Here is a 19947-nt window from a genome sequence, read left to right on the forward strand (position 1 = left end):
GCTCGGCTCACAGGCAGTTGGTGGGCTTGGGAAGGCCGGCGATGCGCGCCGCCACCTTGGGGGGGCTACCCGGGAAGAGACGCATCAGGTGGATGGAGCGTCCCTTCTCTTCCCCCAGCGCTCGGCTCACCGCCTTGACCAGCGGACGCATGGCCGGGGCCTGCTCGAAGCGAGCATAGAAGTCGCGCAGCACCTCGATGATCTCCCAGTGCTCGTCGCCCAGGGGGATGCCCTCCTCCAGGGCCAGGGCTTCGGCAACCTCCCAATCCCAGTCGGCCTGATTGACTAGATAGCCTTCCGAATCGATCGGAATCTTTTTGCCAGACAAAGAAAGATAACGGTATATTTCTGTGGTTGCCATCAGAACCAGCTCAGGGTGCGGTCGGCGTCTTCGGTCAGGGTCACGAACCCCGCCATGTCTGTCACCGCAACGGTCGTATCGCAGTGAGCGATGAGGCCCCGGGCCTCGAGGTCATCGCGAAGCGCATACAGGCGCCCCGTCACCTCGGCGAAGTGCCCGACCAGCGTCGACATGGCGCCCTGGACGCCATCCTCGATCAGCAGCAGGCGATCCTCCGGGCCCATGGCCGCCAGGGCCTGACGGTAGACCTCGCTGGTGGCCGGCGATCGATTGAGAATATGCAGCAGCATCTTACCATCTCCTTGGGGCCTTACGCCCTCAGAAGGTCAGGACCAGCGGGTGTGACGCCGTGAGCTCGGCAATGCGGCCCTGCCCTACGCTTGCCACCGGCAGCATCAGCGAGCCGGCGTCGAGGCCGTAGCGTGCCAGCGCCTCGGCCTCCACCAGCAGCGTCTCGATATCGTACATCTCGAGCATCTCCAGGGTGGGCGCCGTGCCCTTCTGCCCCAGGGGGCCGCTCCCCTGGCCCGGCAGCAGCGCCGTGACGCCCTCCCCCATGAAGAGCAGTGTCACCCGGCGACCAAAGGCGGCGGCCACCAGGGCGGCATCGAGCCCTTCTCGAAGCCAGCTGGTGCCATGGGGCCCATGGCGCAGAATCACCAGCAGATCTCCTTGCTCGTTCGACATGGCGCTCTCCTAGGGGGCGAAGGTGATCAGGCGGTCGCAGCGCAGGCCGAGGTCAACCAGCTGACCCAGACCCGTGAGCTCGAAGGGGGCCTCCACGCTGTGCCCCTGCTTGCCGTGCCGGGCGGCTTCCCGCTCGTCGAGAAGCCCTCGCCGCAGGGCCGCCGCGATGCAGACCTGCAGCGGCACGCCGTGCTCAGCGGCCAGTTCGGCCCAGGCATCGACCAGGTGAGGCTCATCCTGGGGAGGGGCCGCCAGCCGGGCGGCGTTCTGCACCCCGTCATGGTAGAAGAAGACCCCCTCCAGGGCATGGCCCCTGGCCACCACCGCCTTTGCGAAGCACAGCGCGGAGTGCGAGGCCTGGCTGCTGTAGGGTGCCCCCATGAGCAGAATCCCGTAGCGCATTCTGGATCTCCACAAACAGGCTGGCCCCGCCATGGCGGGGCCAGCCTGAAACAGCGTTGCCCGTCAGGGTCAGTCGCTGCTCATGATGCCGAGCAGCGTCAGCAGGCTGACGAAGAGGTTGTAGATCGACACATAGAGGGTGATGGTGGCGAGGATATAGTTGGTCTCGCCGGCCCGATGCACGATCTCGCTGGTCTGGTAGAGGATCGCCGCCGAGGCGAAGAGCACGAAGCCGGCAGAGACCATCAGCATCAGGGTCGGGATCTGGAAGATCAGGCCCGCCACCATGGCCAGGATCAGCACGATGGCACCGGCCATCAGGAAATTGCCCAGGAAGCTGAAGTCCTTCTTGGAGACCAGCGCCACGGCGGAGAGGCCGATGAAGGTCAGGCCGGTCATGGCCAGGGCGTTCATCACCAGGGCCGCACCGTTGGGCAGCGCCAGGTAAGCGTTGAGGATCGGGCCGAGGGTAAAGCCCATGAAACCGGTAAAGGCGAAGGTCGCCAGCAGCCCCATGGCCGAGTTGGCGGTCTTGTGCACCAGGAACATCAGGCCGTAGGCGCCGATGAAGAACACGAAGATGTTGAGACGCTCGACGCCCATGGCCATGGCGGCACCGGCGGTAACCGCCGAGAACATCAGCGTCATGGCGAGCAGGCCATAGGTGTTGCGCAGCACCTTGTTGGTGCTGACCGCCTGGCTCTGCTGGCGAGTAAGCTGGGTGTCTTGGTATGCCATGAATCCAGTGCTCCCTGTGTTTGGTTGGTCTTGGCAGTGGACCTAGAATGCCGCCTCCGGGTTCCCCGCGCAAGCCCTTGTCCTGCCACTCATCAACGTTGATTCCCTGCGCCCAGCAGTCGGCAGGCCACCGCCAGCGCCGTGCTGCAGACCTCCTCCCGAGCCGCCCGCAGCGCTGCCAGGTCCATCCAGCAGGCGTCGAGGGCATCGTCGGCGGCGACGGGTTCGCCGCTCGACCAGCGCATCTCCATCACCACCAGCACATAGTGAAAGCGCAGTCGCCCCGCCTCATCGCGGTCGATCACATCGATAGCGGTGAAAGGCCCCACGGAGATGCCCTGGACCCCAGTCTCCTCCAGCAGCTCACGCTCCGCCGCCACCGCGAGGGGCTCGCCCGCCTCCACCCGGCCGCCGGGCAGCGCCAGCCGGCCGGCGTTGGGGGGATTGCGCCGCCGCACCATCAGCAGGCGCCCTTCTCTCACCACCGCGCAGGAAACCGCGGCGGCAGGAAAGGCGATTACGGCAGGTGATGATGGGGGCATGGTGCTCTCCTCAGGTTTCGAGAGCCAGTGTGCCACCCTGCCGGCCCTCTGGCTAACGCCTTGATCCAGTGGCCCTCTTGACCCGCTGGAGAAAGCTGGTAATATTCACCGCCGTAAGCCGGAGGGATGGCAGAGCGGTTGAATGCACCGGTCTTGAAAACCGGCAAAGGTGAAAGCCTTTCCAGGGTTCGAATCCCTGTCCCTCCGCCACTACATCAAGAAAACCAGCCACTTACGGCTGGTTTTTTTGTTTCTGGCCCACCTACCCGACATCTCCCAGGAGGGCGCCATGGCGCTGAAGTCCACTATCTACAAGGCGCGCCTGCAGATTGCCGATCTGGATCGCCACTATTACGGCGAACACTCGCTCACGCTCGCCCGCCATCCGTCCGAGACCGACGAGCGCATGATGCTGCGCGTGCTGGCCTTCGCCCGCCACGCCCACGAAGATCTGGCCTTCGGCCGCGGGGTCAGCACCGACGATGAGCCAGACCTGTGGATTCGCAGCCTGACCGGCGAGATCGAGCTCTGGGTTCAGCTTGGCCAGCCCGATGAGCGCGAGATACGCCGCGCCTGCGGCCGTGCACGCGACGTGGTGCTCTACACCTACAGCGGCCAGGGCGCCCGTATCTGGTGGGAGCAGCTCGGCAGCAAGCTCGCGCGACTCGACAACCTCACCGTCTACGACATCTCGCCGGAGAGCATGGCGGCCCTGGGTCAGCTGGCGGCTCGCGGCATGGATCTCAATGTCACCATTCAAGATGGCGCCATCTTGCTGGCCGACGGCGAGGCGGCCGTGGAGATCACCCCCGAAACCCGCCAGGGGTAGCGCCTCGTTCAGTAGAGGCGCAGGCCCACCTTGGTCACCCGGTTACCGTCCATTTCGCTGACCACCCAGTGGATGCCGTGCCAATCCACGTCATCCCCCACCACCGGGTGCCCCCCCACTCGCAGCGAAATGAATTCCGCCAGGGTCATTTCCCGCTCCGCCTGGCTCAGCGTCAGGCCGTAGGCGCTGGCGATATCGCGCATATGCGCCTCGCCGTCGAAGGTGAAGGTGCCGAAGAAGGCGCGCTCCTGCTTGAGCTTGGCGTCGCCGTTGAAGAGGCGGTTGAGCGCCGGCAGGTCTTCGCTGCGGCCGATCACGCAGATCACGTCACCGAGCTGCAGGCGCGTGCTCCCCTTGGGGTGGAGCATCACATGGTCGCGGAAGAGCGCCGAGATCAGGGCGCCGGAGGGAAAGCGCAGCAGGCGAATCGGCACGTCCTCCAGGTCGGAGTTCTCCACCTCGTAGACGAACATCTCGAAGTCGTTCTCCGGCAGGATGCCGAGGGGGCCGCGCCGGTTGGGGGTCACGCTGGTGGGTACCTCCACCTTCATCCAGCGCGCCATCCAGCCGAGGCTACCTCCCTGGATCAGCAGCGAGAGCAGCACCACCGCGAAGGCCACGTTGAAATAGAGCGAGGCATTCTCGACGCCGCCGATCACCGGGAAGATCGCCAGCACGATCGGCACGGCCCCGCGCAGCCCCACCCAGGAGATGAAGCCGATCTCTCGCCAGCGAAACTTGAAGAAGGGCTTGATGCTGATCAGCACGGCGATCGGACGCGCCACGAAGATCAGCGCCAGCGCCACCAGGGCGGCCGGGAGCGCCAGTTCGAGCATTTCGCTGGGATTCACCAGCAGCCCCAGCACCAGGAAGAGGCCGATCTGGCTGAGCCAGGCCAGGCCGTCATGCACGGGAAGAATGAAGTTGATATGTCGGCCAGGCTGGTTGCCGATCATCAGCCCCGCCAGGTAGATCGCCAGAAAGCCGCTGCCGCCGAGGAAGCTGGTCACCCCGAAGATGCAGAAGCCCAGCGCCAGCGCCAGCAGGGAGTAGAGGCCAGGGGCCAGGTCCACCCAGCGCAGCAGCTTGCCGCTGAGCCAGCCGGCCCCCACGCCGATGGTGAGCCCCAGGCCGAACTGCTGCACCAGCAGCAGTAGGGTGTCCAGGCCGCCGCTGAGCTCGCCGATCAGCATCTCCACCAGGACCAGGGTCAGGAAGATCGCCATGGGATCGTTGGTACCGGACTCGATCTCCAGGGTTGCCCCTACCCGCTCGTTGAGGTTGACCCCTCGGCCGCTGAGCATCGAGAACACCGCCGCCGCGTCGGTGGAGCCGACGATCGCCCCCACCAGCAGCCCCTGAATCAGGGTCAGATCGAAGATCCACATGGCCAGCAGGCCGATCAGGCCGCTGGTGATGAAGACGCCCAGGGTGGCCAGGGTGAGCGCCGGGCGAAAGCCCACCCGGAAGGTCTTGAGCCGGGTTCGCAGGCCGCCGTCGAGCAGGATCATCGCCAGCGCCAGATGGCCGATGGTAAAGGCCAGCGAATAGTCGTCGAAGACGATGCCGAGCACCCCCTGCTCGCCCGCCAGCATGCCGAGGCCGAGGAAGATCAACAGCAGCGGCAGGCCGACCAGGGAAGAGAGACGACTCGCCAATACGCTGAGCGCGATCAGAAAGCCGCTGAGTATGAACAGGGTATTGATGGTGTCCATGGCATCCTCGGCGGGTCGGGGCGACCAGTATATCGCAATGCTTCCCGACGTTGTCCGGCAGTTTCTTCAAGACTGGCCAGCACTTCCGCGCAGCGGATACACTCTGCAGTCGCCGACGGCTCTGCCATCCCTTGCGCGCCCCCTGCTGGAGCAATCCGATGCCCGACCCTGCCAGGCCCCTGCGCTTTCCTGTCCAAGCCTGCCTGCTTGCCCTGCTGCTGACCCTCCTGCCCGGGGAGGCTCCGGCGGAGCCGCTGGACGCCCCTCCCTCCTCCGAGTCATCGGCGGTCGAGACCGGTCATGGCGACCTTGGCACAAGCGTCATGGTGCCCCGCCTGCTTCCCACAAGCGACGCCACTCCCGATGCCCGGGAACCGCCTCAGGCACCCGTTGAGGAGATTCCGACCATCGCCGTCACCCCGCCGGAGCCTCTCGAGCCCCCCCCGCTCAAGCCCGTGGAGATCATGCTGGACTGGTACCCCGGACCCCAGCATGCCGCCCTGCTGGTGGCCTATCACAAGGGCATCTACCGGCGACTGGGCCTGGAGGTCACGCTCTCGACGCCCGCCGACCCCGCCCTGCCCGCGCGCCTGCTGGCGGCGGGCCGCATCGAGCTGGCGGTGAGTCGCCAGCCGCTGCTCCACCTGCTGGCCGGGCGTGGCCTGCCCCTGGTGCGCGTCGGCACCCTGGTGGACCTACCCCTGGGGGGCCTGCTGGTGCGCAATGGCGGCGACACCGGGGCGCCCTTCTCCCTGGCCGGCAAGCGCATCGGCTACTCCACCGAGGAGGCACGGGAGCTGCTGCTTCCGACGCTGCTCAGGCCCCATGGGGTCGGCGTCCACGAACTGGAGCTGGTCGATATCAACTTCGGCGCGGTCAACGAGGTGGTCGAGCAGTCCCTGGATGCCATCATGACGCCGCAGCGGCTGACCCTTCCCCGCCAGCTGGGCGACGAAGGCGTCGGGACCCGGCTGCTGCGTCTGGAAGAGCACGGCGTTCCCCCCCATGAGGGGCTGATTCTGCTGGCCAACCGCGACCGCATCGGCGGCCAGAGGGAGACGCTGCGCCGGGTGCTCGAGGCCCTCACCGAGGCCACCGCCTGGCTGCTGGAGGAGCCCGATGCCGCCTGGCAGCTGCTCCAGGAGCAGGAGCCGGCGCTGGACACGCCGGCCAACCGCGACGCCTGGCTGCCCATGCTGCTGCGCCTGAGCGCCCGCCCGGCGGCACTGGACCTCGGCAACTACCAGCGCTTCGAGGAGTACCTGGTGGCCCAGGGGCTGGCGGAGCACCCCACCCCGGCAGAGAAGCTGGCGCTGGACCTGGGGGCGCCGTGATGAAGGACGCCCCCCTGCTCTTCATCGATCTCGAGACCACGGGCATGCGTACCACCCGGGATCGCATCACCGAGATCGCCGCCCTGCGCCTGGAGGGGGACAGGGTCACGGCCCGCTGGCATCGGCTGATTCAGCCGGAGGTACGCATCCCCGCCCCGATCAGCGCCCTGACCGGCATCGATGACGCCATGGTGGCCGAGGCCCCGACCTTTGCCGAGATCGCCGACGACCTGCTGGCCTGGCTGGGCGATGGCGTCCTGGTCGCCCACAACGCCCGCTTCGACTATGGCTTCCTGCGCAACGCCTTCCAGCGTGCCGGCCGCGACTACGGCGCCGAGGTGATCTGCACCCTGCGCCTGTCGCGCCGCCTGGCGCCCGAGCATCGCGAGCACAACCTGGCCGCCCTGCTGGCCCGCCACGGCATCGAGGCCGGCACTCGCCACCGCGCCATGGCCGACGCCGAGGCGCTGCTCGCCCTCTGGCGGCACTGGCAGCGCGAGCACTCCGCCGAGCGGCTCCTGGAAGCCCTCCAGCACCAGCGACGACTGCCCAGCCTGCCCGCCCACCTGGACCCCGGCGAGATTCAGGCCATGCCCGCCTCCCCCGGCGTCTACCTGATGTATGGCGAGAACGACCTGCCGCTCTATATCGGCAAGAGCGTGAATCTCAGGGCGAGGGTGATGGGCCACTTCCAGGCCGACCACCGCAGTGATCGCGAGATGCGCCTGGCCCAGCAGGTGCGTCGCCTGGCGTGGCAGGAGACCGCCGGCGACCTCGGCGCCCAGCTGCTGGAGGCGCGCCTGGTCAAGGAGCGCCAGCCGATCCTCAACCGCCAGCTCAGGCGTGCCGGCCGCCTGGTGGCATGGCACTGGCCGGCCGACGCCAACCGGCCGGAGCTGGTTAGCGTCGGCGAGCTGAGCGGCCGCGAGGCAGAAGCGCTGATGGGGCTCTTTCGCAATGCCCGGGAGGCCAGGCAGGCGCTGCGCCAGATCGCCGCGGACCGGCAGCTCTGCCTGCGCCAGCTGGGCCTGGAGAGCGGCCGTGGCGCCTGCTTCGGCAGCCAGCTGGGGCGCTGCCGCGGGGTCTGTCGGGGGGATGAAGCGGTGGACGAGCACAGCGCGCGCGCCAGGGAGGCGCTATCGCGGCTGCAGATCCGGCACTGGCCCTGGGAAGGCCCCCTGGCCATCGGTGAGCGGGGATCCAACGGCGAGCAGGCCTGGCACCTGGTCGCCCACTGGTGCCATCTGGGCAGCGCCGGCTCGCTGGAGGCAGTCGCCGACATGGTCGGAACCGTCGGGCGCTTCGACCGCGATATCTACCGTATTCTCCGCCGCTTCCTGGACGACCCGGACGCCGCGGGGCTCACCCTGGTCTCCCTGCCCCGCCCGGCGGGGGGCTGATCACTCGGCCAGGCCGGCCAGAAAGCGCTCCACCGCCTCCCGGAAGGCCTCGGGCTGCTCGGCATGCAGCCAGTGGCCGGCGTCCAGCGTCTCGATCTCGGCCTCGGGCAGCACCTCACGCAGGGCGGGCAGCATCTCGTCGGTCACATAGTGGGAGCGTGCGCCCCGTAGCACCAGGGTCGGGCCGCCATAGCTCCCCTCGCCCGCCGGCGGGCCCATGATGGTCTCGTAGTCGGACTGGATCGGGTCGAGCCCCAGGCGCAGCCTGAGCCCGCCCGCCTCGGCCCGCTCCAGGTTGGTGGCCAGGAAGAGACGCACCGCCCGCTCCTTGACGTGCTCGCCGAGCAGGTCGTCGGCCTCGCGGCGGTTGGCGGGCTCGCCCGCCTCCAGATGGCGCAGGCCGGCAAAGACGGTGTCGTGGTCATGGCCATAGCCCCGGGGCGCGATATCGGCCACGATCAGCGAGGCCACCCGCTCGGGCGCCAGCCGCGCCAGGGAGATCACCACCTTGCCCCCCATGGAGTGGCCGAGCAGGTGGGCCCGGGGCACCTCGAGGCGATCGAGCAGGGCGATCACATCCTCGGCCATGGCGTCATAGCCCATCCCCTCGGCGTGGGGGGAGCGGCCGTGGTTGCGCAGGTCCACGGCGATCACCCGCCGCGTCTGCTGCCACGCCTTGACGTGGGACCGCCAGTTATCGGCGCTGCCGAACAGGCCGTGGACCACCACCAGGGGTACCCCCTCGCCACCGGTATCCAGATAGTTCAGCGTCACGGGCATGGCACTCTCTCCTTGTCCTTTGCGGTTATCAGGCGCGACTGCGCGCCGGCTCCTGGGGGGAAGCGCCCTCCTCTGCCGCGGTGGCCGAGAGCAGGCGACGGCTCAGGGTCGCCAGCAGCACACCATAGAGGGGCAGGAAGAACAACAGGCTGATCCCGAGCTTGATCACATAGTCGACCCAGGCGATCTCCAGCCAGTTGGCCGCCATGAAGGGGTCGGGACTCTGGTAGAAGGCGATCGAGAAGAAGGCGAAGGTGTCGGCCAGGTTGCCGAGCACCGTGGAGATCGCCGGCGCCACCCACCAGGCACGAAGGCCGCGCAGGCGGTCGAAGACGTGCACGTCGAGCAGCTGGCCCAGCAGGTAGGCCATGAAGCTGGCCACGGCGATGCGCGCCACGAAGAGGTTCCACTCCCCCAGCGCCTCGAGCCCGGCGAAGCCCCCCCGGGGGAAGACCACCGAGACCACATAGGAGATCAGGAGCGCCGGCAGCATCACCCGCATCACGATGGCCCGGGCGGGCTCCTTGCCGAACAGCCGCACGGTGAGGTCGGTGGCCAGGAAGATGAAGGGGAAGCTGAAGGCGCCCCAGGTGGTATGAAAGCCGAACAGGGTGAAGGGCAGCTGCACCAGGTAGTTGCTGGCGGCGATCACCAGGATATGGAAGGTGATCATCAGCGCCAGCAGCTGGCGCCGCTGGCGGTCGGAAAGTGCGAACATCGACGTATCCTTTTTTTGGTGGAGGGGTGAGGGAACCCTCGGGAACGGGGCTGACGAAGCAGCAGGCGGCGCGGATTATACGCACCAGGCAGGCGTCTGGCCATGGCTGCCGACGCCAAGGCAGGGCTCAAGGCTGTTCAGATGACAAGCCTCGGCACCAAGCAGGATCGACGCCCCATGAACGAACGGCGCCGCCCGAAGGGGCGGCGCCGCCCGAAGGGGCGGCGCCGTTGCACGATCGAAAGCGAGCGGGCGTCAGACCTGGCGGGCCTCCCCGGAGGCGCCCACGGAGCGCGCCTTCATGGCCTCGTGGACGTCCTGCAGGCTGGCCGGATCGTCGATGGTGGAGGGCACGCCGAACTCCTTGCCATCGGCGATATTGCGCAGCAGCTTGCGCAGGATCTTGCCGGAGCGGGTCTTGGGCAGGCGATCCACCACCAGCACCTCCTTGAAGCAGGCGATGGGGCCGATCTTCTCGCGCACCAGGGCCACCAGCTCCTTCTCCAGATCCTCCTCGCGGCCCTGGAAGCCGTCCTTGGGAATCACCAGGCCCACCGGCAGCTGCCCCTTGAGAGCGTCGTGGATGCCGATCACGGCGCACTCGGCCACCGCCGGGTGGGCGCCCACCACCTCTTCCATCTCACCGGTGGAGAGACGGTGGCCCGCCACGTTGATGACGTCGTCGGTGCGGCCCATGATGAAGAGATAGCCGTCCTCGTCCACGTAGCCGCCGTCGCCGGTCAGGTAGAAGCCCGGGAAGGCCGCCATATAGGCGGAGTGGAAGCGCTGGGGGTCACCCCAGACGCCGACCAGGCAGCCCGGCGGCATCGGCTGCTTGATCACCACGCTGCCCTGCTCCATGGCGCCCATGCGCTCGCCCTCGCGGTCCAGGATCTGGACGTCGAAACCGGGCACCGGCACGGTGGCACTGCCCGCCTTGGTGGGCATGGGCTCCAGGCCGTGGAGGTTGGCGGCGATGGGCCAGCCGGTCTCGGTCTGCCACCAGTGGTCGATCACCGGCACGTCGAGCAGGTCGTCCAGCCAGTGGAAGGTGGGCGGATCCAGGCGCTCGCCGGCCAGGAACAGCGCCTTCAGGCAGGAGATGTCGTACTGCTCCAGGAACTTGCCGTCCGGATCCTCCTTCTTGATGGCGCGGAAGGCGGTGGGGGCAGTGAAGAAGCTCTTGACCCGATACTCCTCGATCAGCCGCCAGAAGGCACCGGCATCCGGGGTCTTCACCGGCTTGCCCTCGTAGACCACGCTGGTGGCCCCGCGCAACAGCGGCGCATAGACGATGTAGGAGTGGCCGACCACCCAGCCCACGTCGGAGGCAGAGAAGAAGACCTCGCCGGGGGCGACGTCGTAGATGGCCTCCATGGAGTAGGCGAGAGCCACGGCATAGCCGCCGGTGTCGCGAATGACGCCCTTGGGCTTGCCGGTGGTGCCGGAGGTATAGAGCACGTAGAGGGGGTCGGTGCCCTTCACCGGCACGCAGTCGGCCGGCTCGGCCTTGGCCATCAGGTCGGCCCAGTCATGGTCACGCTCGCCAAGCTCGGCGGTGTGCTGCTCGCGCTGGAAGATCACGCAGGCCTCGGGCTTGTGGCTGCTCTGCTCGATGGCCGAGTCGATGATGCCCTTGTAGGGCAGCACCTTGGTCACCTCGACGCCGCAGGAGGCGGCCACCACCACCTTGGGCTCGGCATCCTCGATGCGCACGGCCAGCTCGTGGGGCGCGAAGCCGCCGAAGACCACGGAGTGGACCGCGCCCAGGCGCGCGCAGGCGTACATGGCGACCAGCGCCTCGGGCACCATGGGCATGTAGATGACGACGCGGTCGCCCTTCTCCACCCCGAGCCCCTTGAGGGCACCGGCGAAGGTCGCCACCTGGTCGCGCATCTCGCGGTAGGTCAGGGTGCGCTTGCTGTCGGTCACCGGGGAATCCCAGTGGATCGCCGGCTGGTCGCCACGCCCCTGCTCCACATGGTGATCCAGGGCGGCATGGCAGATATTGAGCTCACCGTCCGCGAACCAGCGCGCGTGGTTGGCCTCGTCGTAGTGGAGGATCTGGGTGGGCGCCTTGAACCAGGGAATACGGCGGGCCTGCTCGCCCCAGAATGCCTCGGGCTGCTCGATGGAGCGGCGGAACTCGTTGGCGTAGGTACTCATGATCGTCCTGTGGTTTCAGGTCAGTGGCAACGGAAACATTGTTGACACTGTAAAGGACAGATTCCTACACGGCCTCCGACGTTAGGCTAACTTTCGACAAAAGATGAAGAATTTTCACGCTGCATTGTCAACAACAGCACCGACGGCCGTCCCGCAGGGGACGCGACCACCCTCCCCGGCCGGTCGCGACTGGTCTATGCTTTCAGTAGCGCTAAATGAGAAAACCATGTTCATCTGCAGAGACGCCTGTCAGGCTGGGCAGCAGTCGGCATCAATGACCCGTTTCAGCGCCATCTGGCGCGGAGGTTTTCCCCATGGGTAATTCCAGCAGCACCGCCTCCCGGCTACTGGCCGGAGGCAACGCCACCATCGATCGGGCCACGGCGCTGCTCAAGGCCATGGCCAACGATAACCGCCTGCGCATCCTCTGCCTGCTGGAGGGGCAGGAACTGTCGGTCACCGAGCTCAACCGCCAGCTGACGCTCAGCCAGTCGGCGCTCAGCCAGCATCTGGCGATCCTGCGCCGGGAGAACCTGGTCTCCACCCGGCGCGCCTCCCAGACCATCTACTATTCGCTGAACGGCGAGAGCGCCAGCACCATCATCGAGACCCTGGGCCGGCTCGGCCTGGCCGACTAGCGGCGCCGCTGGGGGCTCTGCTCCAGCACCTCGAGCCCCTTCTCCAGCGCCCGCTCCACCCCCAGGGAGACGGCGGCCCCCAGCCGCTCGGAGAGGCGACGGCGCGGCTCCAGGCGCAGATGGAGCACGCGTACCTCCTGCATGCGCTCCATCAGGTAGGCCTCGCTGGTGCCCAGGGCATCCACCAGCCCCCGCTCCAAGGCGTCGCGTCCGTACCAGGTCTCCCCCGTGGCCACCGCCTCGATCGCCAGCGCCGGCCGGCGCTCGCTCACATGGCGCTTGAAGAGCTCATGCACGGTCTCAAGGTCCTCGAGAAACTTCTCGCGCCCCTCCTCGCTGTTCTCGCCGAACACCGTCAGGGTGCGCTTGTAGCGCCCGGCGGTCAGCACCTCCACGTCGATATCGTGGCGCTTGAGCAGGCGGTGCACGTTGGGCACCTGGGCCACCACGCCGATGGAGCCCACCACCGCCAGGGGGGCGGCGCGCAGCTGGTCGGCGCCGCAGGCCATCAGGTAGCCGCCGCTGGCGGCCACCTTGTCGACGCACACCGTGGTCCTCAGGCCCGCCTCGCGCAGCCGGTCGAGCTCCGCCGCCGCCAGGCCATAGGCGTGGACCAGCCCGCCGGCGGACTCCAGGCGCACGATCACCTCGTCCCCCGCCTCGGCGGCATCGATCAGCGCCGAGACCTCCTCGGCCAGCCGACCGGTGCTGCTGGCGCGAATGTCGCCGTGGAAGTCGATCACCCAGGCGATGGGCTCGCGCGCCTTTTCCGCCTTGCGCTCCTGCTTCTCGCGCACCTTGTCCTCGCGGCGAAAGCGCTTGAGCAGCCGCTTGCGGGTGCCGGGCTCGCTGGCCGCCAGGGTCAGGCGGCGGCGGCGATAGTCCCGAGCGTCGTTGAGCTCCTCGATCCGCAGGCGCGTGCGATCCATGGCGCCAGCCCGCGCTCTGGCCACCACGGCCACGATCAGGCCGATGATCACCACCAGGCTCAGCAGCTGAGCCAGGAACAGGCCGAGGTCGGCCAGCCAGTCATTCATGGTGCTCTCCACTCTCGATACGGACAGTGGCATGGTATCGTGAGTTGTCGCACAGCACATCACCAGCATGGAGAGTGCCAATGCCCATCGAGCCTGGAATGTATCCGACCATCAAGCCCGATACAGCACTAGGACGCGCCCTAGTGGAATTTTTTGATGTGCTGGAACCAGTGTATGCCAGTGGTGAAAGGGGCGTCTTCCAAGTCATAATATTCGGTGGCTGCGCCGTGCATATCCACACACAGGCACGCGGGAGCGCGGATGTTGATGCCGAGGTGGCGTCACATGGCTATGCAGAAAAATCCCAGATCATTGCCCTTCTGGGGGAAGATGCCTATGTGTTCACGGATGAAGAAGGCGTGACGCAAATGCTGGAGCTTGACGGCAGTTTCAATACGACACTCGCCCCGCTGCATGAAGACTACGAGGATCGTGTCATTCGGCTGATGACGGCAAGCGAGATACCCAACGTAGAGGTCTACGTCGCCAGTGCAATCGACGTGGCAATCTCCAAGCTAGGCCGCTTTGGCGACCGGGATCAGCACGATATTCAATCACTGCTCAAGCTGCCTCATGTTGATATCGATAAGTTTGAACGGCTCGCTCGAGAGGCAATCAGCTATTACGTTGGCGACGAAACTCGTATTTTGGGGAATTTGAACGTGGTGCTTGACGACTTTAACCGTAGCGAGGCCTAGGCATGACGGTATCCGTCACACACAAACGACTCTATCGCGTCGGCTCACGCCCGCTCGAGTATGTCGTCGATGACGTGAAGCAGCTTGCCGAAGCCGTCTGGTACCGGGGCTATCGACCAACACAGGCGGAATTGGAGGAGCTCCGCGACGTGATGCCCCAAGAGGCGTTCCAGCGGACACTTTGTGTGCTCGAGCTCCTGAGCCAGTACCCGGTGTGTCGCCAAGACGTCGCACGGCACCTGCAACAGCTGACCCGGCTTTTTCATCAGCAGCTTATGGGGAACGACAACGCTCCCCCTCTGGGACGATACTCCCCCAGCAAGCGTTGGGGCCTGAGCGACACCACGGCACCACTGCGCAAAGCGCTGCTGCCCCTACAGACCCGTCACTATGCCGATGCGACAGGACATCGACATGGCCTGAGCTCCGGGTAGGACGGGGAGAGCCCACACTTCTCCTGGGGCCTCGTGGCAAGTGGGCTCTGTAGCACTGCGGGGCAACATAGGGTCCTTGGTAGCCCGGCCACAAGGCACTTGAATGAAACGATCGTTTGAAATAATCTGGATGGCGATGGCCCACCCCTACCAGGAGTCCCGATGAGCCTCTCTACCCTCGACAAGCTGCAGTCCCGTTTCGACGCCCAGGCCGCTCAGGGCATGGACGATATCTTCCAGTTCCACTTCAGCGATGCCGGCAGCCACTACCTGGTGGTCAAGGACGGCAGCCTGGATATTCAGGAGGGCGAGCACGACGATCCCTCGGTCAGTCTCAGCATGACCACCGAGACCCTCAAGGGCCTGATGAACGGCGAGGTCAACGGTATGACCGCCTTCATGACCGGCAAGCTCAAGGCCACCGGAAACGTCATGCTGGCCACCAAGCTGACCAGTCTCTTCCCCAAGGGGTGAAGCGACGGTTGTATGCCATGGTCGGGCCGCCCTCGAGCGGCCCGACGCCGTTCTAGCGGGCCGCCACCTCGCCCAGGTGGGTCTCGATCAAGGCCCGAGAGATGGAGTAGAGCGGCGGCAGCTGCGGCAGGCGGCGCGGCGAGAACCAGGCGGCATCGGCAATCTCCACCCCGTCGATCTGGATCCGCCGGCTGGCCGCCTCGGCGAAGAACCCCAGCATCAGGGAGTGCGGGAAGGGCCAGGCCTGGCTGCGGAAGTAGCGAATGCGCCCTACCTGCAGTCCCACCTCCTCGAAGATCTCCCGGCGCACCGCCTCCTCGGCGGATTCCCCCGGCTCGATAAAGCCCGCCAGGGTGGAGTAGCGCCCCGGTGGGAAGCGCGGGCTGCGCGCCAGCAGCAGGGCGTCGCCGTGAGTCACCAGGGTGATGATACAGGGCGAGATGCGCGGGTAGTTGCGGTGGCCGCAGCCGCGGCAGTGCATGGCAAACTCGGCGTCGAGGCGCTCGGCGGGCGCCCCGCAGCGACCGCAGAAACGGTGGTCCCTGAGCCAGGCGCCCACCTGCAGCGCCGTGGAGAGCAGCGCAAAGCGCGACTCCGGCAGCGCCGCCAGCCAGCCGCGCCCATCCGGCCAGTCAGCCTGTGGGGCTTGCTCCAGGGAGAGCGCCACCGGCTCATCGTGCCAGTAGCAGAGCGGCTGCATCGCCGGCGTCCAGGCCTGTACCGGCTGCAGCAGGTCGCCGTCGGGGCCCGGGGCAATGCGCCCCTCGGCGATGCGGATCACATGGCCCGCCGCGGCCTCCAGCGGCAGCTCACGACGCAGCATCAGTGGGGCACTCCATCACCCAGGCGGTCCCAGCCGCACTCCCCCGACGCCTCGCGAATCGCCGACAGCTTGGCCCGATGGGCGGCCAGCTCGGCGTCGCTCGGGCGCGTTACCGCCAGGCTGCCGGGCGCCAGGGCCAAACGGCGAATGGCCAGGCCGCCGCCGGCACCGGCGCTCCCCTCTCCCCCGGCGCTGGCATCCAGCAGCAGCGCCGTCTGCCCCCCGGTCATTGCCAGATAGACGTCGGCCAGGATCTCGGCGTCCAGCAGGGCGCCGTGGAGCACCCGGTGACCGTTGTCGATCTCGTAGCGCTTGCACAGGGCGTCGAGGTTGTTGCGCTGGCCCGGGTGCTTGTCCCGGGCCAGCTGCAGGGTATCGAGGATCCGGCAGTGCTCGGCCACCGGCCCCAGGCGCGGCTCGCCCCGGGCCCGGTTGAGCATGGCGAACTCGTGGTCCATGAAGCCCACGTCGAAGGGGGCGTTGTGGATCACCAGTTCGGCCCCTTCGATAAAGGCCCAGAACGCATCGGCGATCTCGGCAAAGCGCGGCTCGTCGGCCACCCGCTCGTTGGTGATGCCGTGGACGCCGATCGCTTCGGCCTCGATCTCGCGCTCGGGGTTGATGTACTGGTGATAGGTGTTGCCGGTCAGGCGGCGGTTGACCATCTCCACCGCCCCGATCTCGATCAGGCGATGGCCTTCCCGGGGGTCGATGCCGGTGGTCTCGGTGTCGAGAATGATCTGACGCATGGGGTCCCTCTGTTTGAGGCGTACGGAAACTGGAAAAACGCCTGGAGGCTCAGGCGCCCTGGCGGGCGGCGTCGATGGCCTCGTTGGCAAGCGCATCGGCCCGCTCGTTGCCCGGGTGGCCGCTATGCCCCTTGACCCAGTGCCACTCGATGGTGTGGCGATGGGTCTCCTCGAGCAGTTCCCGCCACAGCTCGGCATTCTTTACCGGCTGCTTGCTGGCGGTCTTCCAGCCGCGCTTGACCCAGTTATGGATCCACTCGGTGATGCCGCGACGCAGGTACTCCGAATCGGTCCAGAGCTGGACGCGACAGGGCCGCTTGAGTTCCCGCAGCGCCATGATCGCCGCCATCAGCTCCATCCGGTTATTGGTGGTGCGGGACTCATGGCCGTTGAGGGCCTTCTCGTGGGAGCCGCTCAGGAGCAGCGCTCCCCAGCCGCCGGGGCCCGGGTTGCCGCGGCAGGCGCCATCGGTATAGATGGTCACCTCGGGCAGGGCATCGGCCCCTGTCTCAGTCAAGGTCTCAGTCAACCTCGGTCATCCTTTCCTGTGGGGGCGAGAGGCGGGGCTGCCCGACCCGGGTAGCGCCCAGCGCCGAGCCCCCGAAGGGCCGCCCGAACTGGAGCCGCCCCCCCTGGGTCTGGGCCAGCTGCGACCGCCGGCTCGCCTGGATCATGTAGCTGTCGCCCAGCGGCAGGTTGTAGCGCCGCCCCAGGGTCTCCAGGGCCGCATTACGGGGCATGCCGCCAGGCAGGTGAAAGCCGCAGTAGTCTACCCGCTCGATCCGGAAGTCCACAAACGCCAACCAGTCGCGCAGCCGCCCCGGCGTGCGCCAGTGGCCGCACCAGGGCAGCCGGCGCCGCCGAGTCGGCCATACCCGCGGCAGGGCCCCCGCCGACAGCGGCATCCAGCCGAAGAGGATCAGGCGCCCATCGTCCCGGGTGACCCGCGCCGCCTCCTGCAGCAGATGGTGGGGGTCCGGCACCACCTCGAGGAGGTGATGGACGATCACCAGGCTCAGGCAGCCGTCGGGCAGCGGCAGGGCATCCGGCGTGCAGACCAGGGTGCTGGGCCCCTGGGCGAGTTCGCGGGTCGGCGACCAGCGCATGGGGTGGCGCACTGGGCACATGTCGGCCAGGGGGTCCCCCATGCCGAGCTCCAGGCTGTGAACGCCGAACACCCCCTCGCACACCGGGCCCAGGCAGGCGCGCTCGGCGTGATGCAGGGCCTGTCCCTGCGGCGTGGCCCAGAAGCGGCGGCCATCGCGCACCAGGGCGGGCAGAGAAGATCCTGGGTGAGAAATTGACATTGACAGCAGGTTCCTCCATTCTGGGCGGATTTTGCGACCCGTTCATGCCCATTCAGGACGCCATGCCCATGTTGAGCGTGACACCGATTCCCGCGTTTGGCGACAACTATATCTGGCTGCTGCGCCAGGACACGAGTTCCGAGATCTGCGTGGTCGACCCGGGCGATGCCGCCCCGGTGATCGAGCTGATCGAGCGCGAGGGGCTGAGCCTCTCCACGGTGCTGATCACCCACCACCACGCGGATCATACCGGCGGCCTGCCGGAGCTGGTCGAGCGCTATGCGCCCCGGGTGATCGGCCCCGACAACCCGAAGATTGCCGGCATCCAGGAGCGGGTCGCCAGCGGCGACGAGTTCCGCGTGATGGGACGCCGTTTCGAGGTGTTCGAGGTGCCGGGGCACACCCTGGATCATATCGCCTTCTTCACCGCCGGCATTCCCCCGCTGCTGTTCTGCGGCGACGCCCTGTTCAGCGCCGGCTGCGGCCGCCTGTTCGAGGGCACCCCGGAGCAGATGCACGCCTCGCTGAATCGGCTGGCGGCGCTGCCCGACGACACCCTGGTGTTCGCCGCCCACGAATATACCCTGGCCAACCTGCGCTTCGCGTTGGCTGCGGACCCCCACAACCCGGATGTGGCCCGGGCCATGGAGGAGTGCCAGCGCGCCCGGGAGCTCGACCGCCCCACGCTGCCGAGCACCCTGGGCCGAGAGAAGCGCATCAATCCTTTCCTGCGCGTGACCGATGCCGGCGTGCGTCAGGCCGCCACCGACCACGGCGCCACCGACAGCGACCAGGCCACCTTCGCCACGCTGCGCGCCTGGAAAGACAGCTTTTGATACTGCCCCGATTGGACGTCATGCGGTTTGCCCCGCTGTCGGCGGGACCGCACACGACCACGAGGACGATTGTCGAATGACCTACCACACCAAGCGACACAAGCTGATCGGCCTGGCCAGCGCCACGGCCCTGATGGGCTCCCTGATGCTGGCCGGCGCCTACAGCCAGGCGGCAAGCTTGAGCACCGAGCAGCGCCTGAACGCCCAGGCCCGACAGGCCTCTGCCCCCGCCGCTCCCGCCCTGCCCAGCGACCGCCACTTCTGGGACGCCCTGGCCCTCGAGCCCCAGGACGCCTGGAGCCGCCTGCGCGCCAGCCTGCAGTGGCAGGACGGGAACCACGAGCCCCGGGTGCAGCAGTGGATCGACCACTACCGCCAGAGCCCCCATAACATCGTCGAGATCACCGAACGCGCCCGCCCCTGGCTCGCCTGGATCGTCGAGCAGGTGGAGGAGCGCGGCCTGCCCGGCGAGATCGCCCTGATCCCCTTCGTGGAGAGCTCCTTCGACCCCACTGCCCGAAGCCACCGCGGCGCCGCCGGCCTCTGGCAGTTCATGCCCGGCACCGGCGACGCCCTGGGCCTGCGCCGCGTCCGCGGCTACGACGGCCGCCTGGACGTGGTCGCTTCCACCCGCGCCGCCCTGGACTACATCGAGCTGCAGGCCGACCAGTGGTACGAGGGCGACTTGGAGCTGTCGCTGGCCGCCTACAACGCCGGTGCCGGCACCGTGAACCGGGCCCGCCGCAACGCCCTCGCCCAGGGCGAGTCCGGGGACTACTGGAGCCTCTCCCTGCCCCGGGAGACCATGAACTACGTCCCCAAGCTCAAGGCCATCGCCGCCATCATCAACGATCCTGACAAATACCAGGTCGCCCTCCCCGAGATCGAGGACGCTCCGGCCTTCGCCAAGATCCCCGTGGAGCGCCCCCTGGCCCTGGACGAGGCCGCCCGCCTCTCCGGCGTCACCCGCGGCGAGCTCGCCGAGCTCAACCCGGCGCTGACCGGCGGCACCGCCAACCCCAACCAGGCCCAGGTGCTGCTGGTGCCCGTCGACCGCGCCGACACCCTGATGGCGCGCCTCGACTCGCCGAGCACGCCGGCCACCGCCAGCCGAGGCAGCTACGTGGTTCGCCAGGGCGACAGCCTCTCGGCCATCGCCTCCCGTCAGGGCGTGAGCGTGGCCCAGATCCGCCAGGCCAACGGCCTCAACGGCGACGTCATCCAGCCCGGCCAGGTGCTCGACCTCCCGGGCCAGAGCCTCGCCTCCCGTTAAGTCGGG

General features: G+C 67.6%; 24 protein-coding genes and 1 tRNA gene. 10 read left to right on the forward strand and 15 right to left on the reverse strand.

Annotation, left to right across the window (positions count from 1 at the left end; genetic code table 11):
• Window positions 1–7: 7 nt before the first annotated feature.
• The 6 genes from ACRYRV_RS16580 to ACRYRV_RS16605 form a co-directional block, all read right to left on the reverse strand.
• Window positions 8–361 carry a TusE/DsrC/DsvC family sulfur relay protein gene (locus tag ACRYRV_RS16580; protein ID WP_444984429.1) on the reverse strand — a complete coding sequence of 118 codons (354 nt, stop codon included), beginning with the start codon at window positions 359–361 and terminating at the stop codon, window positions 8–10.
• Complete coding sequence (gene tusB / locus ACRYRV_RS16585; RefSeq protein ID WP_253451759.1) at window positions 361–651, reverse strand: sulfurtransferase complex subunit TusB; 291 nt, start codon at window positions 649–651, stop codon at window positions 361–363. Before tusB ends, ACRYRV_RS16580 begins: the two co-directional genes overlap by 1 nt.
• A gap of 28 nt (window positions 652–679) precedes the next feature.
• Window positions 680–1048, reverse strand: coding sequence for a DsrE family protein (locus tag ACRYRV_RS16590; RefSeq protein ID WP_253451755.1), 369 nt, complete (start codon window positions 1046–1048; stop codon window positions 680–682).
• Window positions 1049–1057: 9 nt separating this feature from the next.
• Complete coding sequence (tusD, locus tag ACRYRV_RS16595; RefSeq protein ID WP_444984428.1) at window positions 1058–1450, reverse strand: sulfurtransferase complex subunit TusD; 393 nt, start codon at window positions 1448–1450, stop codon at window positions 1058–1060.
• A gap of 69 nt (window positions 1451–1519) precedes the next feature.
• Window positions 1520–2188 (reverse strand): Bax inhibitor-1/YccA family protein, encoded by a 669-nt coding sequence (locus ACRYRV_RS16600; RefSeq protein WP_309636305.1) that lies wholly within the window; start codon window positions 2186–2188, stop codon window positions 1520–1522.
• Between the two features lie 92 nt (window positions 2189–2280).
• Window positions 2281–2730, reverse strand: coding sequence for an NUDIX hydrolase (locus tag ACRYRV_RS16605; RefSeq protein WP_444984427.1), 450 nt, complete (start codon window positions 2728–2730; stop codon window positions 2281–2283).
• A gap of 120 nt (window positions 2731–2850) precedes the next feature.
• Here ACRYRV_RS16605 and ACRYRV_RS16610 point away from each other — a divergent pair.
• Together ACRYRV_RS16610 and ACRYRV_RS16615 are read left to right on the forward strand one after the other, a co-directional pair.
• Window positions 2851–2940 (forward strand) — tRNA-Ser (locus tag ACRYRV_RS16610).
• 79 nt (window positions 2941–3019) lie between these two features.
• On the forward strand, window positions 3020–3559 hold the full coding sequence (locus tag ACRYRV_RS16615) for a YaeQ family protein (RefSeq protein WP_444984426.1): 540 nt from the start codon (window positions 3020–3022) through the stop codon (window positions 3557–3559).
• A gap of 8 nt (window positions 3560–3567) precedes the next feature.
• Here the strand turns inward: ACRYRV_RS16615 and ACRYRV_RS16620 are convergent, their stop codons facing one another.
• A complete protein-coding gene (locus ACRYRV_RS16620) occupies window positions 3568–5274 on the reverse strand; it encodes a potassium/proton antiporter (protein ID WP_444984425.1) in 1707 nt (568 codons plus the stop codon).
• Window positions 5275–5432: 158 nt separating this feature from the next.
• On the opposite strand from ACRYRV_RS16620, the gene ACRYRV_RS16625 reads away from it, so the two are divergent.
• Both ACRYRV_RS16625 and ACRYRV_RS16630 read left to right on the forward strand, forming a co-directional pair.
• Entirely contained in the window at window positions 5433–6608 is a 1176-nt protein-coding gene (locus ACRYRV_RS16625; protein ID WP_444984424.1) for an ABC transporter substrate-binding protein, read from the forward strand.
• A complete protein-coding gene (locus ACRYRV_RS16630) occupies window positions 6608–8008 on the forward strand; it encodes an exonuclease domain-containing protein (RefSeq protein WP_444984423.1) in 1401 nt (466 codons plus the stop codon). Before ACRYRV_RS16625 ends, ACRYRV_RS16630 begins: the two co-directional genes overlap by 1 nt.
• On the opposite strand, the gene ACRYRV_RS16635 is transcribed toward ACRYRV_RS16630, so the two are convergent.
• The 3 genes from ACRYRV_RS16635 to ACRYRV_RS16645 form a co-directional block, all read right to left on the reverse strand.
• Entirely contained in the window at window positions 8009–8788 is a 780-nt protein-coding gene (locus ACRYRV_RS16635; protein WP_444984422.1) for an alpha/beta fold hydrolase, read from the reverse strand. It lies immediately after the preceding gene.
• A gap of 28 nt (window positions 8789–8816) precedes the next feature.
• Complete coding sequence (locus tag ACRYRV_RS16640) at window positions 8817–9506, reverse strand: 7-cyano-7-deazaguanine/7-aminomethyl-7-deazaguanine transporter (RefSeq protein ID WP_444984421.1); 690 nt, start codon at window positions 9504–9506, stop codon at window positions 8817–8819.
• A gap of 255 nt (window positions 9507–9761) precedes the next feature.
• Window positions 9762–11672, reverse strand: a complete 1911-nt coding sequence (locus ACRYRV_RS16645) for a propionyl-CoA synthetase (RefSeq protein ID WP_444984420.1) — start codon at window positions 11670–11672, stop codon at window positions 9762–9764.
• Between the two features lie 314 nt (window positions 11673–11986).
• Between ACRYRV_RS16645 and ACRYRV_RS16650 the strand changes: the two genes are divergently transcribed.
• Window positions 11987–12310: an ArsR/SmtB family transcription factor gene (locus tag ACRYRV_RS16650; RefSeq protein ID WP_309636294.1), complete on the forward strand. Its 324-nt coding sequence runs from the start codon at window positions 11987–11989 to the stop codon at window positions 12308–12310.
• Here the strand turns inward: ACRYRV_RS16650 and sohB are convergent.
• Window positions 12307–13347 carry a protease SohB gene (gene sohB, locus ACRYRV_RS16655; RefSeq protein WP_444984419.1) on the reverse strand — a complete coding sequence of 347 codons (1041 nt, stop codon included), beginning with the start codon at window positions 13345–13347 and terminating at the stop codon, window positions 12307–12309. The genes ACRYRV_RS16650 and sohB overlap by 4 nt on opposite strands.
• A gap of 80 nt (window positions 13348–13427) precedes the next feature.
• On the opposite strand from sohB, the gene ACRYRV_RS16660 reads away from it, so the two are divergent.
• The 3 genes from ACRYRV_RS16660 to ACRYRV_RS16670 all read left to right on the forward strand — a co-directional run bounded on the left by ACRYRV_RS16660 (window position 13428) and on the right by ACRYRV_RS16670 (window position 14953).
• The gene (locus tag ACRYRV_RS16660; RefSeq protein WP_444984418.1) at window positions 13428–14045 is read left to right on the forward strand and encodes a DUF6036 family nucleotidyltransferase; all 618 of its coding nucleotides are present in this window, start codon (window positions 13428–13430) and stop codon (window positions 14043–14045) included.
• A 2-nt stretch (window positions 14046–14047) separates the two neighbouring features.
• The gene (locus tag ACRYRV_RS16665) at window positions 14048–14479 is read left to right on the forward strand and encodes a hypothetical protein (RefSeq protein WP_444984417.1); all 432 of its coding nucleotides are present in this window, start codon (window positions 14048–14050) and stop codon (window positions 14477–14479) included.
• Window positions 14480–14641: 162 nt separating this feature from the next.
• Entirely contained in the window at window positions 14642–14953 is a 312-nt protein-coding gene (locus tag ACRYRV_RS16670; protein WP_253451714.1) for an SCP2 sterol-binding domain-containing protein, read from the forward strand.
• 52 nt (window positions 14954–15005) lie between these two features.
• Here ACRYRV_RS16670 and nudC read toward each other — a convergent pair whose 3' ends face one another.
• The 4 genes from nudC to ACRYRV_RS16690 are packed head-to-tail and all read right to left on the reverse strand — an operon-like array spanning window position 15006 to window position 17832.
• Entirely contained in the window at window positions 15006–15776 is a 771-nt protein-coding gene (gene nudC, locus ACRYRV_RS16675) for an NAD(+) diphosphatase (RefSeq protein WP_444984416.1), read from the reverse strand.
• Window positions 15776–16525: a DNA polymerase III subunit epsilon gene (gene dnaQ, locus ACRYRV_RS16680; RefSeq protein WP_309636291.1), complete on the reverse strand. Its 750-nt coding sequence runs from the start codon at window positions 16523–16525 to the stop codon at window positions 15776–15778. The genes nudC and dnaQ overlap by 1 nt, the downstream gene beginning before the upstream one ends.
• Window positions 16526–16574: 49 nt before the next feature.
• The gene (gene rnhA, locus ACRYRV_RS16685; protein ID WP_253452111.1) at window positions 16575–17042 is read right to left on the reverse strand and encodes a ribonuclease HI; all 468 of its coding nucleotides are present in this window, start codon (window positions 17040–17042) and stop codon (window positions 16575–16577) included.
• Window positions 17043–17046: 4 nt separating this feature from the next.
• A complete protein-coding gene (locus ACRYRV_RS16690; RefSeq protein ID WP_444984415.1) occupies window positions 17047–17832 on the reverse strand; it encodes a class I SAM-dependent methyltransferase in 786 nt (261 codons plus the stop codon).
• A gap of 68 nt (window positions 17833–17900) precedes the next feature.
• Here ACRYRV_RS16690 and gloB point away from each other — a divergent pair, with 68 nt between their 5' ends.
• Together gloB and ACRYRV_RS16700 are read left to right on the forward strand one after the other, a co-directional pair.
• On the forward strand, window positions 17901–18668 hold the full coding sequence (gene gloB, locus ACRYRV_RS16695) for a hydroxyacylglutathione hydrolase (protein WP_309636289.1): 768 nt from the start codon (window positions 17901–17903) through the stop codon (window positions 18666–18668).
• A gap of 76 nt (window positions 18669–18744) precedes the next feature.
• Window positions 18745–19941: a transglycosylase SLT domain-containing protein gene (locus ACRYRV_RS16700; protein ID WP_444984414.1), complete on the forward strand. Its 1197-nt coding sequence runs from the start codon at window positions 18745–18747 to the stop codon at window positions 19939–19941.
• The last annotated feature ends 6 nt before the right edge of the window (window positions 19942–19947 follow it).

Source organism: Halomonas mongoliensis (genome assembly GCF_052496345.1).